Here is a 17,040-nt window from a genome sequence, read left to right as displayed (position 1 = left end):
TCATTTTTGCGCGAGTGCGCTTGTTACAATAACGCGATATGGATGCTTCCCTGATACAGACGATCGCCGTCTACGCGCTGCCCGTGATCTTCGCGATCACGCTGCACGAGGCCGCGCACGGCTACGCCGCCCGCCTGCTCGGCGACAACACCGCCTACGTGATGGGCCGCGTGTCGTTCAACCCGATGCGCCACATCGATCCGCTTGGCACGATCGCGATCCCGCTGGTGATGTACTTCCTGACGGGCGGTGCGTTCCTGTTCGGCTATGCGAAGCCGGTGCCGGTTTCGTTCGGCAACCTGCGCAATCCGCGCTGGGGCAGCCTGTGGGTGTCTCTCGCGGGTCCGGCCTGCAACTTCGCGCAGGCGCTGGTCTGGGGCGTGCTGACGCTCGTGCTGCCCGCCGTCGGCGTCGACGAGCCGTTCTTCACGCGGATGGCGTTTGCCGGCGTCAGCGCGAACCTCGTGCTCGGCGTGCTGAACCTGTTTCCGCTGCCGCCGCTCGACGGCGGCCGCATCCTGGCGGCGCTGCTGCCGCCGAAGCAATCGATCGCGCTGTCGCGCATCGAGCCGTACGGTTTCATCATCGTCCTCGCGCTGGTCGCGACGGGCGTGCTGACGAATTTCTGGCTGCGCCCGCTCGTCAACGTCGGCTACGCCGTGCTGAGCGCCATCCTGTCCCCATTCGCCTCGCTTTTCTAACGACAATCATGTTCCCAGAACGTATTTTCTCCGGCATGCGACCCACCGGATCGCTGCACCTCGGCCACTACCACGGCGTGCTGAAAAACTGGGTGAAGCTGCAGTCCGAGTACCCGTGCTTTTTCTGCGTCGTCGACTGGCATGCGCTGACGACGCACTACGAGACTCCCGAGGTCATCGAGAAGAACGTATGGGACGTGCTGATCGACTGGCTCGCATCGGGCATCGATCCGGCGCAGGCGACGCTGTTCATCCAGAGCAAGGTGCCCGAGCACGCGGAGCTCGCGCTGCTGCTCGGCATGAGCACGCCGCTCGGCTGGCTCGAACGCGTGCCGACCTACAAGGAGCAGATGGAGAAGCTGAAGGACAAGGACCTGTCGACCTACGGCTTCCTCGGCTACCCGGTGCTGATGGCGGCCGACATCCTGCTGTATCGCGGCTCGCTCGTGCCGGTCGGCGAGGATCAGGTGCCGCACGTCGAGATGACGCGCGAGATTGCGCGCCGCTTCAACTATCTGTACGGCCGTGAGCCCGGCTTCGAGGAGAAGGCGCTCGAGGCCGCGAAGAAGCTCGGCGGCAAGCGCGCGAAGCTCTATCACGAGCTGCGCAACGCGTATCAGCAGGAGGGCGACGACGAGGCGCTCGAACAGGCGCGTGCCATGCTGCAGGAATCGCAGAGCCTGTCGATGAGCGACCGCGAGCGCCTGTTCGGCTATCTCGAAGGCGCGCGCAAGATCATCCTGGTCGAGCCGCAGGCGTTGCTGACCGAAGCATCGCGGATGCCGGGCCTCGACGGGCAGAAGATGTCCAAGTCGTACGGCAACACGATCGGCCTGCGCGAAGACGCCGAGACGATCACGAAGAAGGTCCGCACGATGCCGACCGATCCCGCGCGCGTACGCCGCACCGATCCGGGCGATCCGGACAAGTGCCCGGTGTGGCAGCTGCATCAGGTCTACACGGACGAAGCGACGCACGAGTGGGTGCAGAAGGGCTGCCGCTCGGCGGGCATCGGCTGCCTCGACTGCAAGCAGCCGGTCGTCGAAGGCATCCTGCGCGAACAGCAGCCGATGCTCGAGCGCGCGCAGAAGTACATGGACGATCCGTCGCTGCTGCGCGCGATCGTCGCGGACGGTTGCGACAAGGCGCGCAAGTACGCGACGGAAACGATGCGCGACGTGCGCGACGCGATGGGCCTGTCGTACAACTGATCCCGCGCATGAGCGAATCCGTCATCGCCGCCGCGGGCGGCCACGTCGCGCAGGCCGAGCCGTCACGCTGGGTCGTGCAATGGTCGCGGCTCGTGCCGGCCGGCGGCGCGGTGCTCGACGTCGCCGCGGGCGGCGGCCGCCATGCGCGCTGGTTCGCGTCGCACGGGCATCCGGTCGTCGCGCTCGACCGCGATCCGGCCGCGCTGGCTGCATTGCGCGCGATTCCCGGCGTTGACGCCCGCGCGGCCGATCTCGAAGGCGCGCCGTGGCCGCTGCCGGCCGGCGAGCAGTTTGCGGCCGTGATCGTCACGAACTACCTGCATCGTCCGCTCTGGCCCCATCTGCTCGATGCAGTGGCGCCGGGCGGCGTGCTGATCTACGAAACCTTCGCGCAAGGAAACGAAACGGTCGGCAAACCGTCCAACCCCGCGTTCCTGCTCGCCCCGGGCGAGCTGCTGGACGCCGTGCACGGCCGCCTCCGGGTGGTTGCGTACGAGGACGGTTTCGTCGCCGCGCCGCGCGAGGCGTTCGTCCAGCGTCTTGGCGCGGTGCGCGAGGGCGCGACCCCGAAGGCGGGGGCGGGAATTCCACGTTACGAACTGCCCGGCTAATCCGCTACAATCTCAACGTTTACCGGTACACATTCAATCGCGTTTCATGGCTAACGGCACCCAAGACGGCATTCAAATCCGCGGCAGCATCCCCGCGATCGTCACTCCGATGCTCGAAGACGGCAGTCTCGACCTGCCGGCGTTTCGCAAACTGATCGACTGGCACATCGCGGAAGGCACCGATGCGCTGGTCGTGGTCGGTACGAGCGGCGAGTCGGCAACGCTCAACGTCGAAGAGCACATCCTGATGATCCGCACGGCGGTCGAGCATGCGGCGAAACGCATCCCGATCATTGCGGGCGCGGGCGGCAACTCGACCGCCGAGGCGATCGAGCTGACGAAGCACGCGAAGGCTGTCGGCGCGGACGCGACGCTGCAGGTCGTGCCGTACTACAACAAGCCGACGCAGGAAGGCATGTATCGCCACTTCCGGACGATCGCCGAAGCGGTCGACCTGCCGGTGATCCTGTACAACGTGCCGGGCCGTACGGTCGCGGACATGGCGAACGAGACGACGCTGCGCCTCGCGGAAGTGCCGGGCATCATCGGCGTGAAGGACGCGACCGGCAACATCGATCGCGCCGCGCACCTGATCAAGGCCGCGCCGAAGCATTTCGCGATCTACAGCGGCGACGATCCGACCGCGATCGCGCTGATGCTGCTCGGCGGCCACGGCAACATCTCGGTGACGGCGAACGTCGCGCCGCGTGCCATGAGCGACCTGTGCCGCGCGGCGCTGGCCGGTGACGTCCAGACCGCCCGCGCGCTGCACATGAAGCTGCTGTCGCTGCACAAGAACCTGTTCATCGAGGCGAACCCGATCCCGGTGAAGTGGGCGCTGCAGGCGATGGGCAAGATGCAGGGCGGCATCCGGTTGCCGCTCACGGCGCTCGACGAGCGCTGCCATGATGCCGTGCGTTCGGCCCTCGTCGAGGCCGGCGTTCTCTGATGCCGAGGCGGCCGCGTCCTGCGGCTGCCGGCTCGACCCCTGATCAACCCGCACCGGCCGGCTCCGTCCGGCGCCGCTCCTGACGAGCGTTCTAGCAAGACGAAGGATTTCATGAAACGTTTCGCCATTTCCTCTCGCGCCATCCAGTTGTCGGTGGTGGCGCTGGCGCTGGGCGCGCTCGCTGGCTGCGATACGCTGAACGACTACCTGGCCCCCGACCGGGTCAACTACAAGAACACCGGTTCGGCGCCGCCGCTGGCCGTGCCGAGCGACCTGAAGCCGGTGCCGACGACGCAGCAGTTCGTTGCGCCGCCGAGCAACGCCGGGCTCGGCACGCTGCCGCCGCGGGTCACGACGCAGGCCGGCAACGCGACCGACGGCATCCCGAGCGCGCAGGATCCGCTCGGCATGCATATCGAGCGCGACGGCGATCGCCGCTGGCTCGTCGTCGACGGCCGGACGCCCGAGCAGCTGTGGCCGATCCTGAAGGAGTTCTGGCAGGAGAACGGCTTCTCGCTGAAGACCGATGCGCCGTCGACCGGCATCATGGCGACCGACTGGGCCGAAAACCGCGCGAATATCCCGGACGACTGGTTCCGCCGCACGATCGGCAAGGTCATCGATTTCGCCTACTCGTCGGGCACGCGCGATCGCTTCCGCACGCTCGTGAACCGCACGTCGGACGGCAACACCGACATCTCGATCACGCACAGCGCGATGGAGGAAATGATGGTCGGCCCGCAGGGCGGTACGTCGTCGCGTTGGGAAGAGCGTCCGCGCAACCCGGTGCTCGAAGCCGTGTTCCTGTCGAAGCTGATGCAGAAGTTCGGCCTGACCGACGCGCAGGCGAAGCAGCTGCTGACCGACGCACGTTCCGCGACGGCGCCGGCGCAGGTCAGCGACACGAGCGGCGGCGCGGCGACGCTGCAGCTGGCCGAGTCGTTCGATCGCGCGTGGCTGCGTGTGGGCCTGGCGCTCGACCGCACCAACTTCACGGTCGACAATCGCGACCGGGAGAAGGGCGTGTACACCGTGCGCTACGCGAATACGATGGAAGAGCTCAAGCGTGACGGCCTGTTCGGCAAGCTGTTCTACGGCGGCCCGTCGGCGGCGAAGCCGGGCAAGGAATACCTCGTCAACGTCCGCGCGCAAGGCGCCAGCGGCACGCAGGTCGCGGTGATCGGCGCGAATGGCCAGGTCGACAACTCGTCGGACGCGCAGCGGATCATCTCGCTGCTGCAAGCTCAGCTGAACTGAGCGCGTGAGATTCGCCAGCCTCGGAAGCGGCAGCGAAGGTAACGCGCTGGTCGTCGAGGCCTCGAGCGGCACGACGACCACGCGCGTGCTGCTCGATTGCGGTTTCTCCGCCAAGGAGGTCGAGCGCCGGCTCGGCCGCCTGAATCTCGGCATCGACGATCTCGATGCGATCCTCATCACCCACGAACACAGCGACCACGTCGGCAGTGCGCTGACGCTCGCCCGCCGCGCGTCGCTGCCGCTCTATATGAGCTGGGGCACCGCGCGCGCGGTCGGCGCGGACGAGGCCGACGTCGATCTCCACGTGCTGTGGGGCGACGAGACGGCCGCGATACGCGATCTGGCCGTGATGCCCTACACGGTCCCCCACGATGCGCGGGAACCGCTGCAGTTCGTCTTCATGGACGGCTGCAGCCGGCTCGGCGTGCTGACGGACGTCGGAATGGCCACGCCGCACATCAAGGCCGTCCTGAGCGGCTGTGACGCGCTGGTGCTCGAATCCAACCACGATACCGCGATGCTGGCTGCGAGCCGCTATCCGCAGTCGCTGAAGGCGCGGATCGGCGGCAACCACGGCCACCTGAGCAACGATGCGGCGGCGGACATCCTCGCGTCGCTCGAACGCAGCCGCCTCAAGCACCTGGTCGCGGCGCACCTGAGCCAGCAGAACAACCTGCCGGAACTGGCCCGCCGGGCGTTCGGCGGCGTGCTGGGGACGGACGGGGAGGACGTGATCGTGGCCTCGCAGGACGCGGGCTTCGACTGGCTGATGCTCGGATGAGCGGGGCAGGGCCGCTGCGGCGGCCCCGTGCGGCTGCCGGGCGATGTGTACCGAAACGGCAGACGTAAAAAAACCGGCCCTCGGGCCGGTTTTTTTTCAGCTGATGCTGAAGGCTTACTGGCTTGCGCCCGAAGCCGGAGCAGCCGTCGCTGCCGAAGCAGCCGACGCCACTGCAGCAGCAGCGTCGCTCGCAGCAGCCGTTGCCGACGAAGCAGCGGCCGAAGCGTCGCTTGCTGCACCAGCAACTGCCGAAGCAGCCGTCGAAGCAGCAGCAGCCGCGTCGCTTGCAGCCGACGAAGCAGCTTGGTCAGCGCTCTTGTTGCAAGCAGCCAGTGCAACAGCAGCCAACAGGGAAGCTACGAGGAGGGATTTCTTCATGATCACGTCCTTTTATGGTTAAAGGTAAGCAACAGCGCGAAACAATACCGGTAATGTGCTCCAACACCGACCTGGGCCGCTGGTGGAGATGCACTTCTTAGAGCGTGAATCTTCCCTACGGCTTGGGCGGAAATTATATGCACTTTCCTATCGACCGTCGACAAATGCGGGGTCAATACGTTGTCTTTCCCATACAGAATTTGATCCGTACGGGCATACGGGGCGACTCACACTAATTCCGGCTTCCGACCCGTATCCAGCCCGCACGATACCACTCGTGCAACAAGGCTGTCATCGAGGGAACCCGGGATAGTGTTACAAACCGTTTCGCCTCCATCTGGCGTTGATCGGCCAGTTCGGGCAGCCATTCACCGGCCTGCTCGAGCGGTCCTTCCTCGCCATTAATGAAGTACGAGCGCGCGTTATACATCAATGCGGCTCTTCTGTCGAGACATACGCCTCGCCGTGACGCTTGCGTGACGAACGCGGACTCGGACAGCGGGCGCGCCGGCGGGTCGAATACGACGTTCGGCTTGGGCTCGCTCAGGTAGCAACCGAGGAATTCGGCGACGTCGCGCTTGCGCCAGCGGATCGCGTCGACGATCTCGGCGACACGTTCGACCATCGCCGGGGGCAATTGCGCGGGCGTGTCGACGGCCGGCTGCTTCGGGTCGCGGTAAAGGTCGTCGCCGCCGCCGTCGCGCAGGCCGCCGCGCTCCGCGAGATAGTACAGGAACTGGGCGCCCAGTTCGCCGGCGGACGGCGCCCGGAAGCCGATCGAGCAGGTCATGCACTCGCCTTCGGCGACGCCGTCGTGCGCGATGTGCGGCGGCAGGTAAAGCATGTCGCCGGGCTCCAGCACCCATTCGTCGCTCGGCTCGAAGTTTTCGAGGATCTTCAGCGGCACGTCCGGCTGCAGCGACAGGTCCTTCTGCGCGCCGACGCGCCAGCGGCGCCGGCCTTCGACCTGCAACAGGAAGACGTCGTACGAATCGAAATGCGGGCCGACGCCGCCGCCGTCCGTCGCATACGAGATCATCAGGTCGTCCAGCCGCGCGTCGGGGATGAAGCGGAAGCGGTCGAGCAGCGCGCGCGCCGCGTCGACGTGCAGGTCGAGCCCCTGCACGAGCAGGGTCCACGCCTTGCGCGTGACGGCCGGCAGCGAGCCCGGTTCGAACGGGCCGTGCGCCAGTTGCCACTTGTTACGAAAATGGGTGATCAGTCGCGATTCCGCGTCATAGTCGGCAGCCAGTTCGAACAGCGCGTCACGCGAGACCGGCGACGCGACGCCGGGGATCGCCTGGCGGATCAGCAGCGGCTTCTTCTGCCAGTAGCCGCGCATGAATTGCGCCGGCGTGAGACCGCCGAGCAGCGGTGTGGGAAGATCGGAGGGCGGCGCGCCGAGCGGGGCGGCAGCGGCTTCCCGCGGTTCGGCTTGAGACCGGTTGCGCATCGTATAATGAGAGTTGTATTTGGGAGAATTGGATGAAAATCGCAAAAAACACTGTCGTGTCGGTCACTTACAAGCTGTCGGACGCACAGGGCAATCTGATCGAGGAAAGCGACGAGCCGATGGTTTATCTGCACGGCGGCTATGATGGCACGTTCCCCAAGATCGAGGAACAGCTCGACGGCCACGAGCCGGGCTACGAGGCGCAGGTTCAGCTCGAGCCGCAGGACGCGTTCGGCGACTACGATCCCGAACTCGTGAAGATCGAGCCGCGCGATCGTTTTCCCGAGCCGCTCGAAGTGGGCATGCAGTTCGAAGGCACGCCGGAAGACGGCGACGAGGAAGTCGATTCGCTGATCTATACGGTCACCGACGTCGCAGAAGACAAGGTCGTGCTCGACGGCAACCACCCGCTGGCAGGCATGGCGCTGCGGTTCGCACTGACCGTGAAGGACGTTCGCGAAGCCACCGAAGACGAAATCGAGCATGAGCACGCGCACGGCGCGGAAGGGCTCGAGATCGTCGACGAGGACGACGACGAAGACGGCGAAGCACCGTCAGGGCGTACCCTGCACTGAGCTTGCAGGCAGGCCGGGCGCCGGCCCCGATGCGGGGGGCGGCGCAGGCCGCGACGCGCCGCCCGGGGCGGCGCCGTCACCCTGCAGCGGCGGCGCGACCGACGACGAATCGGGCAGCGCCGGCAGCGCGGGGATTTCCGGCATCTGTGGCAGCGGTACGTCGTCGTGCGGCACGAGCGGCAGCGCGGGCGGCACCGGCAGGTTCTTCGGCACCTCCTGCAGGCTCACGTTGAAGATCGTCTGCCTTGACGGCGACACGCTCACCTTGACCCATTGATTCGCCGGATGACGCGGTCCGATCGCGACGCGCGTCACGTTTCCGATCAGTTCACCATCGTCGCCGTGCAGCGGCCGGTCGATCAGGAAGCCGTTCGCCAGCGGTTCGCCGCTCGCGTGCATCACCAGGATCGGGCCGCGGAATGTCGCCGCAGCCTTCACCAGCGTTCGTTTCAGTTCACGGAAGCCGTCGCGTACGCGCGGCCGGTTGAAACGCAGCCAGGCAAAGCGTTCCGCGCGTTCATAGCGTTCGAACTGCGGATCGCCTTCGAAAATCACCACCATCGCACGCGCTTCGCGCCGTTTCGCGTATTCGGCCGCGTGGTCGATCCAGAAACCGTTCGCGATGATGCGATCCTCGAATTCGCCGTTGCGGCCGCCGGCCGTCAGGTAGTGATTGTTCGGCGCCGGTGCGTTGAGCGCGACGTAGACGATGTCGTCGCGCATCCAGCGGGCGTTCTCGCGATACGGCCGGAACCGTGCGACTTCGCTTTCCCGCGTGATCTGCAGCGCGCCGGAGTCGGGCAGCGCCGCATCCGCGAGCAGCGTCTGCCGCAGGAAGTCGAGCCGCTCGACCGGGTCGTAGCCGCCGCCGGCTGCCGTGTTGCACGTCAGCCAGTCGTCGTGGCCGGGAATGAACACGAGCGGCACGCGCGCCGAATCCAGGATCGCGCCGCGCTGTGAATACAGTGAATCGCGGCACGCTTCCTTCGAACCCTTGAGATCGCCCGCATAGACGACGAAAGCGAGGTTGCGCTCGCGCGCGATCGCATCGAGCAGCCGCTGGGCGGACGGTTCGTCCGCCGGCGCGTTGACGACGCCCGACACGACCGCGAACGAGTAGGGCGCGGTGGTGCGTTTCGGCGGGGCAGCCTGTGCGCCGGCCTGCGCGAGCGCGAGAACCGCCGCGACCAGCGCGGAAGCCACACGGGCGGACCGGCCCGGCGAGACGTGCTTACGCGTGCCCGTCGGCATCGTGCGACCGGACCAGCGTGCGCAGTTCGTACAGCAGGTCGAGCGCCTCGCGCGGCTTGAGACCGTCGGGATCGATGGCGCGCAGCTTGTCGAGCGCCGGATGAGGCGTGTCGGGCAGGGCCGGCGCGTCCGCGCATTCGAGATCGTCGACGACCGCTTGCGGCGCGCTGAACAGGTCGAGTTGCGGCGTGTGCTGCGACGCCGACTGCTGTTCGAGATACGCGAGGTGCTTGCGTGCGGCGCGGATCACCGGTGCCGGGACGCCGGCGAGCTGCGCGACCTGCAGGCCGTAGCTCTGGTTCGCCGGGCCTTCGTTGACCGCGTGCAGGAACACGATGCCGTGGCCGTGTTCGACGGCCGACAGGTGGACGTTGGCCGCTTGCGGGAATTCGGCCGGCAGCTGCGTCAGCTCGAAGTAGTGCGTCGCGAACAGCGTGTAGCACGCGTTGTGCGCGAGCAGGTGGCGTGCGATCGCCCACGCGAGCGCGAGACCGTCGAACGTCGACGTGCCGCGACCGATCTCGTCCATCAGCACGAGGCTTTGCGGCGTCGCGTCGTTGAGGATCGCCGCGGCTTCGGTCATCTCGACCATGAACGTCGAGCGGCCGCCCGCGAGATCGTCGGCTGCGCCGATGCGCGTGAAGATCCGGTCGATCGGACCGAAACACGCCGACTTCGCCGGCACGTAGCTGCCGACGTACGCCATCAGCGCGATCAGCGCGGTCTGCCGCATGAACGTCGACTTGCCGCCCATGTTCGGACCGGTGATCAGCAGCAGCTTGCGCTCGGTGCCGAACCGGCAGTCGTTCGCGATGAACTGCTCGACCTGCGCCTCGACGACCGGATGGCGACCCTGCTCGATGTCGATGCCGATCTCGTCGGTGAAGGTCGGCGCGACCCAGTCGAGTGCGCGCGCACGTTCGGCGAAGGCGGCGAGCAGGTCGAGCTCGGCGAGTGCCGATGCCACGCGCTGGCACTCGGGGATGAACGGCAGCAGCGCCTGCAGCACCGAGTCGTACAGCGCGCGCTCGCGCGCGAGCGCACGTTCCTGCGCGGACAGCGCCTTGTCCTCGAAGGTCTTCAGTTCGGGGGTGATGTAGCGTTCGGCGTTCTTCAGCGTCTGGCGGCGGCGGTAATCGTCGGGCACCTTGTCCGTCTGGCCGCGCGTGACCTCGATGTAGAAGCCGTGCACCTTGTTGTATTCGACGCGCAGGTTCGCGATGCCGGTGCGCGTGCGCTCGCGTGCTTCGAGATCGATCAGGAACTGCCCGCAGTTCTCCGAGATGTCGCGCAGCTCGTCGAGCTCGGCATCGTAGCCGCGTGCGATCACGCCGCCGTCGCGCACCATCGCGGCCGGCTCGGGCGCAATCGCGCTCGTCAGCAGGTCGAGGCATTCGGCGGGCGGCGCGAGTGCCGCGTCGACGCGCGTGAGCGCATCGGCATTCGCGACGATCGCGCTGATGCGCTCGCGCAGCGCCGGCAGCGCGGCGAACGTGTCGCGCAGGCTCGACAGGTCGCGCGGGCGCGCGGACAGCAGCGCGAGACGCCCGGTGATCCGTTCGACGTCGGCGATCTGGCGCAGCGCGCTGCGCAGCGCATCGAGGCTTGCGCTGGCCGGCGCATCGAGCAGCGCTCCGATGGCCTGCTGGCGCGATTGCGCGGCGACCGACGCGCGCGGCGGGTGATGCAGCCAGTGACGCAGCAGGCGGCTGCCCATCGTCGTGCAGCAGGTATCGAGCAGCGAATACAGCGTCGGCGATTCGGTGCCGCGCAGCGTCTCGGTCAGTTCGAGGTTGCGGCGCGTGGCCGGATCGAGCCCGATGTATTCGGTTTCGTTCTCGACCTTCAGGCTGCGCACGTGCCGCAGCTGCTGGCCCTGCGTGGCCGCCGCATAGAGCAGCAGCGCGCCGGCCGCGCCGCATGCGCTCGTCAGCGAGTGTGCGCCGAATCCGTCGAGGCCCGCGACGTCGAGCTGGTCGCACAGGCGTTGCGTGCCCGATGCGATGTCGAAGTGCCAGGCCGGCACGCGCTTGCTTGCGCCCGCGCCTGCGGGCACGGCATCGACTGCGCCGTCCGGCGTCAGGATTTCGGCCGGCCGGATGCGCTCGAGCGCGGCTGCGAGCTGATCGGGCTCGATTTCGGCGAGCCGCAGCGCGCCGCTGGCGAGGTTCAGCCACGCGAGGCCGACATTGACCGCGACGCCGCGCTTGTTGTGGCCCGTGCACATCGCGAGCAGGTACACGTCGTTCTTGTCGGACAGCAGCGCGGCATCGGTCAGCGTGCCGGGCGTGACGACGCGCACGACCTTGCGCTCGACCGGCCCCTTCGACGTGGCGGGATCGCCGATCTGCTCGCAGATCGCGACCGATTCCCCCATCTTCACGAGCTTCGCCAGATACTGCTCGACCGCGTGATGCGGCACGCCAGCCATCTTGATCGGCGTGCCGGCCGTCGCTCCGCGCTGCGTGAGGGTCAGGTCGAGCAGGCGGGCGGCCTTTTCCGCGTCTTCGAAGAACAGCTCGTAGAAGTCGCCCATCCGGTAGAAGACGAGTGTGTCGGGATGATCGGCCTTGATGCGCAGGTACTGCTGCATCATCGGGGTGTGGCCGGCAAAGGCGTCGGGCGACAGCGTGGTCATAGGTCAGGCATGAAGTTGTTGCTTGGGTTGCCCGAGTTTACCAGTCGCTTCCGCGGGCACGCGCGAAGTTTGCCGTTTGGCCAGGGGTGGACGATCGCGCGAACCCACGCGTGCTGACCGCGCCCCGCATGTCATCCCGGTGTCTGGACCTCGGGCGGCGTGCTGCGGCTTTGAATCTTGCGGCGCAGCATCGTTGTCCGGTTTCGATCATGGCCGCCCGTTTCGTCGCTTTCATTCGGCCCTTTTTCTTCTGAAATAAAAGCCGCCGATTACCGCAGACGATTTCGTCCGCCTGGAGAGCGCAACAAACTGTGAAACGTTTGGCATGCCGCGTAATCCAGTTAATCGGTCGTTTGTTTTAATTGCCCATGCTCTCGGGACTTACACCAATCAAGCGTGCAAAACCGAAACTTAGGCAAGTTTCAATGAAGGGAGCGTGCTAGTCTGAAACGGCAATATATAAAAACGCAATAAGTCTCGGGGCACAAAACATGAACCAGGCCATACAGGATGCGGGGAGCGCATGCGCGCAAAGTACTCTGGTGCCGCATGCGGCAACGGTCGCGGATGAATCGGGGCGGATCGACCTGATCGAGCTGTGTGCTCGCGTGTCGTCAGTGACCGTGCTGGGCGTATTTGCCTATCTGATTTATATGCCGTGGCGAGCGGAGCCGAGCCGGATCACGCTGATCCTGCTGCTGGTATCCGCGGTACTGACCGTCGGCATGTCGGCTTTTGCCAAATTGCCGAAACGGCGCGACTGGCATCCCGTCGCGGTGTGTTTTTCTCTCGGTGGCTCGTTCTACTGCCTGACCTATCAGCTGACCGCCAGTACCCAACTGATTCCCGAGTGGGCGGGCGGTACCTGGCAAATTTGCGGGATTGCGTGGCAGCTGTTCGCGAAAATGTCGCTCGGGCGCTCGTTCGGTCTGCTGCCAGCCAATCGCGGGGTAGTCTCGACCGGTGCGTACCGGTTCATGCGCCACCCGATCTATGCCGGTTACCTGTTGTCCGAAATCGGTTTCCTGCTTGCCAACTTCAGTACGCGAAATCTGCTCACGATCGGCATCTGGATGCTGCTGCAGATCGGTCGAATCAGGATGGAAGAGCGCGTGCTGTCGGAGGACGCCGATTATCGTGCGTACAAGTCGAAGGTGCGGTACCGGTTGATTCCCGGCGTGTTTTGACGGGCATGCCGAAAGCGGGCAATGGCCGGGCGTCGATGAAACATATCGGCGCCGCGGACATGAAAAAGTCGGCGCACTCGGGTCACGGACCGTCGCGCGCCGACCGCGTCCGCTCTGTCAGGACGTGTGTCCCGACGTCATGCTGAGGGCGACCGCCTGCGCGACCTCGATACCGTCGATGGCTGCCGAATAGATGCCGCCCGCATAGCCGGCGCCTTCGCCGGCCGGATACAGGCCGGCGACGTTCATGCTCTGGTAGTCGTCCTTGCGTCGAATCCGGATCGGCGACGACGTGCGCGTTTCCACGCCGGTCAGCACGGCATCGTGCATCGCGAAGCCGGAGATCTTCTTGTCGATCTCAGGTAGCGCCTCGCGGATGGCTTCGATCACGTAGTCCGGCAGTGCGGTGCTGAGGTCGGTCGGATTGACGCCCGGCTTGTACGACGGCTCCACGGAACCCAGCGACGTCGACGGCCGGCCTGCGATGAAATCGCCGACCAGCTGGCCCGGCGCGCGGTAGTCGCCGCCGCCGAGTTCGAACGCACGCTCCTCCCATTTGCGCTGGAACGCGATGCCGGCCAGCGGACCGCCGGGGTAGTCGTCCGGCGTGATGCCGACGACGATGCCCGCATTCGCGTTGCGCTCGGCGCGCGAATACTGGCTCATCCCGTTGGTGACGACGCGGCCCGGCTCGGAGGTCGCCGCGACCACCGTGCCGCCCGGGCACATGCAGAAGCTGTAGACGGCCCGGCCGTTGTTGGCGTGGTGGACCACCTTGTAGTCGGCCGCGCCGAGCTGCTTGTGGCCCGCGAACTTGCCGAAGCGGCTGCGATCGATCAGCCCCTGCGGATGCTCGATCCGGAAACCGAGCGAGAACGGCTTCGCTTCGATATAGACGCCGCGATCGTGCAGCATCTGGAACGTGTCGCGCGCACTGTGGCCCACGGCCAGCACCACATGGTCGCACCGGAGCGTTTCGCCGTTCGACAGCTTGAGCGCACGCACCTTGCCCTGATCGATCTCGATGTCGTCGACGCGCGTCTCGAAACGCACTTCGCCGCCGAGTTCATGGATCGACGCGCGCATCTTTTCCACCATGCTGACGAGGCGGAACGTGCCGATGTGCGGCCGGCTCAGATACAGGATGTCTTCCGGTGCGCCGGCCTTGACGAATTCGTCCAGCACCTTGCGGCCATAGTGGTGGGGATCCTTGATCTGGCTGTACAGCTTGCCGTCGGAAAAGGTCCCGGCGCCGCCTTCGCCGAACTGCACGTTGGATTCGGGGTTGAGCACGCTCTTGCGCCACAGGCCGAAGGTGTCCTTGGTGCGCTCGCGCACGGCCTTGCCGCGTTCGAGGATGATCGGGCGGAAGCCCATCTGCGCGAGGATCAGCCCTGCAAACAGGCCGCACGGCCCCATGCCGATGACGACCGGGCGCAGGAAATCGGCGCGCTTGGGCGCCTTCGTGACGAAGTGATACGCCATGTCGGGCGTCTTGCCGCAATGCGGCTTGCCGGCGATGCGCTTGAGCGCGGCCGCCTCGTCCTTGACCTCGAGATCGACGATGTACGTGAGCTTGATGTCCGAACGCTTGCGCGCATCGTGCGCGCGGCGGAACACGGTGTAACGGAGGAGCTCGTCCGCGGCCACGCCAAGCTCCGTGAGGCGCGCGCGAATCGCGGCCTCGAGTGCGCTCTCGGGGTGGTCGAGGGGGAGTTTAATTTCGCTTAGCCGTAACATGGGGACTCGGATGCGATTGCCACGGCGTCGTGGCGGTGTTGATACAGGTGGGGCCGGCATGCCGGCGGCGGCGTTGTCCGCCGCGCGGCGGCTGCCGGACGCAAACCATTCGTTGTCGTTGCGGGTAACGCAGTGCGGGCGGCGGTACGCCGCCTCCCGGACAATTCAGGCAACTTCAGGATAGGCGCACGAAGCGCCCCTTGCGCACGGAAGATTGTCGTGCCTCCCGGACGAGCAGGAGGCGGGTGCCGCGCGATCTTGACGATGCCCGCGAACGGCATGCGCGAAAGCCGCGCCGTGCCGGCGCGGCCCGGGCTTACTCCGCTGCCGGGTGGACTCGGGTGTAGCGGTTCAGGATCGGGATCATCTGCGCGTAGATCTTCGGGTTCGCCGCGACGATCTCGTGGCGATGCAGGAAATCGGCGTCGCCCGTGTAGTTGCCCACGAGGCCGCCGGCCTCGGTGATCAGCAGGCTGCCTGCGGCCATGTCCCATACGTTGATGCCTTGCTCGAAGAACGCGTCGAGGCGGCCGGCCGCGACGTTCGCGAGATCGAGTGCTGCAGCGCCCGGGCGGCGCAGGCCCGTGCAGGCCTGCGTCATTTCGGTGAAGAGGCGAGCGTACGCGTCGAGGCCGTCCTTCTCGCGGAACGGGAAGCCGGTGCCGACCAGCGCATCTGCCAGGCGGTCGCGGCGGCCGACGCGGATGCGGCGGTCGTTCAGGTACGCACCGCGGCCGCGCGTGGCCGTGAACAGGTCGTTCTTGTTCGGATCGTAGACGACGGCCTGCGTGACGACGCCCTTGTGCTCGAGCGCGATCGACACGCAGTAGTACGGGAAGCCGTGGATGAAGTTGGTCGTGCCGTCGAGCGGATCGATGATCCACTTGAATTCGGATTCGTTGTCGGATTCGCCCGATTCTTCCGCGAGGATCGCGTGATCGGGGTAGGCAGTCTTCAGCGTCTCGATGATCGCGTCTTCGGCGGCCTTGTCCACTTCGGTGACGAAGTCGTTCTGTTGCTTCTTGCGGATCTCGATCAGGTCGAGATCAAGCGACGCGCGGTTGATGATCTGTCCGGCGCGGCGCGCAGCCTTGACAGCAATGTTGAGCATGGGATGCATGAGCTGGATCCTGTAGCTGGCGGCACGGGCCGCCACGAAGTGGAACGACCGCCCGGAACGGCGCAAGCATGCCGGGCGAGGTGAGACGCGAATTGACAAAGAACGGGGTACGACCCGCGCCGCGCGGTGTGCGACGCGTAAAGGCATGATTTTACCCGATTTTTGGCTGTTTCAGGCGACCGGAATGCGGGGAAACCCCCACTGTCCGTCCGGACGAGTGGGTTTGCCGCGGCGATGGCGATACCATACTGCCATTCTGATGAACCGAGTCGTATCGTAGTGGAAACCCCGCAGAACACCGCCGCGCCGTCCGAGCCGGGCGCGGCCTCGTCCCTGCCGCCGTCCGGCGGCTTCACGTCCACCCGCTTCGTGCTCGTCGAGCCGAGCCATCCCGGCAATGTCGGGGCGGCCGCCCGCGCACTGAAGACGATGGGCTTCTCGCGCCTCGTGCTGGTCGCGCCGCGCGTGCCGCACGTGCAGAGCGACCCCGAGGCGATCGCGATGGCCAGCGGCGCGGACGACGTCCTCGCGTCCGCGCATGTCGTGCCGACGCTCGGCGACGCGCTGTCCGGCGTTCACTGGTCGATCGCGCTGACCGCGCGCACGCGCGAATACGGGCCGCCGCGCCTCGCGCCGCGCGCGGCCGCCGCGCAGGCGAGCGCGCAGGTCGGCGCGGGCGACATCGCGCTCGTGTTCGGCAACGAGCGCACGGGCCTCGCGAACGAGCACGTCGAGCAGTGCAGCGCGCTCGCGCACATTCCGGCGAATCCGGCCTACAGTTCGCTGAACCTCGCGCAGGCCGTGCAGGTGCTCGCGTACGAGCTGCGCGTCGCGTTTCTCGAGCAGGCGAGCGAGCCGCCGGCGCAACCGTCGGCCGAAGCCGGCACGCTCGCGCAGAGCGACGAGATCGAGCGGATGTACGTGCACCTCGAGAACGCATTGATCGCGCTCGAGTTCCTCGATCCGCGCAATCCGAAGAAGCTGATGCCGCGGCTGCGGCGCCTGTTCGCACGCACAGGGCTTGAACGTGAGGAGGTCAACATCCTGCGCGGCGTCGCGAAGCACATCCTGCTGAAATCGGGCAAGCCCGACGGCGACGCGTAAGCGGCCGGCGCACCGGCTGCCCGGTCGCCCCGGCCGCCGCTTCGGGCCGGGCCGGCCGTGCGTCGGGCAGCGCGGAAGCGCCGG

Annotated in this window: 15 protein-coding genes and 1 pseudogene; 10 read left to right on the top strand and 6 right to left on the bottom strand. The window is 66.6% G+C overall.

Features of this window, described 5'->3' with window-relative positions:
* Nucleotides 1–38 precede the first annotated feature (38 nt).
* The 7 genes from DIE03_RS27605 to DIE03_RS38410 all read left to right on the top strand — a co-directional run bounded on the left by DIE03_RS27605 (nucleotide 39) and on the right by DIE03_RS38410 (nucleotide 5,910).
* Complete coding sequence (locus DIE03_RS27605) at nucleotides 39–701, top strand: site-2 protease family protein (protein WP_124455435.1); 663 nt, start codon at nucleotides 39–41, stop codon at nucleotides 699–701.
* An 8-nt stretch (nucleotides 702–709) separates the two neighbouring features.
* A complete protein-coding gene (locus tag DIE03_RS27600; protein WP_006487046.1) occupies nucleotides 710–1,912 on the top strand; it encodes a tryptophan--tRNA ligase in 1,203 nt (400 codons plus the stop codon).
* Between the two features lie 8 nt (nucleotides 1,913–1,920).
* On the top strand, nucleotides 1,921–2,523 hold the full coding sequence (locus DIE03_RS27595; protein ID WP_124455434.1) for a bifunctional 2-polyprenyl-6-hydroxyphenol methylase/3-demethylubiquinol 3-O-methyltransferase UbiG: 603 nt from the start codon (nucleotides 1,921–1,923) through the stop codon (nucleotides 2,521–2,523).
* Nucleotides 2,524–2,569: 46 nt separating this feature from the next.
* Nucleotides 2,570–3,472: a 4-hydroxy-tetrahydrodipicolinate synthase gene (gene dapA / locus DIE03_RS27590; RefSeq protein ID WP_124455433.1), complete on the top strand. Its 903-nt coding sequence runs from the start codon at nucleotides 2,570–2,572 to the stop codon at nucleotides 3,470–3,472.
* Between the two features lie 111 nt (nucleotides 3,473–3,583).
* Nucleotides 3,584–4,729, top strand: a complete 1,146-nt coding sequence (gene bamC, locus DIE03_RS27585) for an outer membrane protein assembly factor BamC (RefSeq protein ID WP_124455432.1) — start codon at nucleotides 3,584–3,586, stop codon at nucleotides 4,727–4,729.
* Between the two features lie 4 nt (nucleotides 4,730–4,733).
* The gene (locus DIE03_RS27580) at nucleotides 4,734–5,510 is read left to right on the top strand and encodes an MBL fold metallo-hydrolase (protein WP_124455431.1); all 777 of its coding nucleotides are present in this window, start codon (nucleotides 4,734–4,736) and stop codon (nucleotides 5,508–5,510) included.
* Nucleotides 5,511–5,553: 43 nt separating this feature from the next.
* Entirely contained in the window at nucleotides 5,554–5,910 is a 357-nt protein-coding gene (locus DIE03_RS38410) for a hypothetical protein (protein ID WP_185658230.1), read from the top strand.
* Here the strand turns inward: DIE03_RS38410 and DIE03_RS39015 are convergent.
* Together DIE03_RS39015 and DIE03_RS27565 are read right to left on the bottom strand one after the other, a co-directional pair.
* Nucleotides 5,818–6,064: pseudogene (locus DIE03_RS39015) on the bottom strand (hypothetical protein). The gene DIE03_RS38410 and the pseudogene DIE03_RS39015 overlap by 93 nt on opposite strands.
* A gap of 56 nt (nucleotides 6,065–6,120) precedes the next feature.
* Nucleotides 6,121–7,341, bottom strand: a complete 1,221-nt coding sequence (locus DIE03_RS27565; RefSeq protein WP_124455430.1) for a cupin domain-containing protein — start codon at nucleotides 7,339–7,341, stop codon at nucleotides 6,121–6,123.
* Nucleotides 7,342–7,373: 32 nt separating this feature from the next.
* On the opposite strand from DIE03_RS27565, the gene DIE03_RS27560 reads away from it, so the two are divergent.
* Nucleotides 7,374–7,916 carry a peptidylprolyl isomerase gene (locus DIE03_RS27560; RefSeq protein WP_059554208.1) on the top strand — a complete coding sequence of 181 codons (543 nt, stop codon included), beginning with the start codon at nucleotides 7,374–7,376 and terminating at the stop codon, nucleotides 7,914–7,916.
* On the opposite strand, the gene DIE03_RS27555 is transcribed toward DIE03_RS27560, so the two are convergent.
* Both DIE03_RS27555 and mutS read right to left on the bottom strand, forming a co-directional pair.
* Complete coding sequence (locus tag DIE03_RS27555) at nucleotides 7,896–9,167, bottom strand: hypothetical protein (protein ID WP_124455429.1); 1,272 nt, start codon at nucleotides 9,165–9,167, stop codon at nucleotides 7,896–7,898. The two genes, DIE03_RS27560 and DIE03_RS27555, sit on opposite strands and share 21 nt — an antisense overlap.
* Nucleotides 9,148–11,805 carry a DNA mismatch repair protein MutS gene (gene mutS / locus DIE03_RS27550; protein ID WP_124455428.1) on the bottom strand — a complete coding sequence of 886 codons (2,658 nt, stop codon included), beginning with the start codon at nucleotides 11,803–11,805 and terminating at the stop codon, nucleotides 9,148–9,150. The genes DIE03_RS27555 and mutS overlap by 20 nt, the downstream gene beginning before the upstream one ends.
* A gap of 491 nt (nucleotides 11,806–12,296) precedes the next feature.
* Here mutS and DIE03_RS27545 point away from each other — a divergent pair, with 491 nt between their 5' ends.
* Entirely contained in the window at nucleotides 12,297–12,992 is a 696-nt protein-coding gene (locus tag DIE03_RS27545) for an isoprenylcysteine carboxylmethyltransferase family protein (protein WP_124455427.1), read from the top strand.
* Nucleotides 12,993–13,109: 117 nt separating this feature from the next.
* Here the strand turns inward: DIE03_RS27545 and DIE03_RS27540 are convergent, their stop codons facing one another.
* Nucleotides 13,110–14,732: an NAD(P)/FAD-dependent oxidoreductase gene (locus tag DIE03_RS27540; protein ID WP_124455426.1), complete on the bottom strand. Its 1,623-nt coding sequence runs from the start codon at nucleotides 14,730–14,732 to the stop codon at nucleotides 13,110–13,112.
* Between the two features lie 316 nt (nucleotides 14,733–15,048).
* A complete protein-coding gene (locus DIE03_RS27535; protein WP_124455425.1) occupies nucleotides 15,049–15,852 on the bottom strand; it encodes an inositol monophosphatase family protein in 804 nt (267 codons plus the stop codon).
* Nucleotides 15,853–16,131: 279 nt separating this feature from the next.
* On the opposite strand from DIE03_RS27535, the gene DIE03_RS27530 reads away from it, so the two are divergent.
* The gene (locus DIE03_RS27530; RefSeq protein WP_124455424.1) at nucleotides 16,132–16,956 is read left to right on the top strand and encodes an RNA methyltransferase; all 825 of its coding nucleotides are present in this window, start codon (nucleotides 16,132–16,134) and stop codon (nucleotides 16,954–16,956) included.
* Nucleotides 16,957–17,040 lie beyond the last annotated feature (84 nt).

Origin of the sequence: Burkholderia sp. Bp8992, from assembly GCF_003853705.1 — a bacterium.
In the GTDB taxonomy this organism is placed as follows: domain Bacteria; phylum Pseudomonadota; class Gammaproteobacteria; order Burkholderiales; family Burkholderiaceae; genus Burkholderia.
This window is presented reverse-complemented; position numbering and strand designations above follow the sequence as displayed.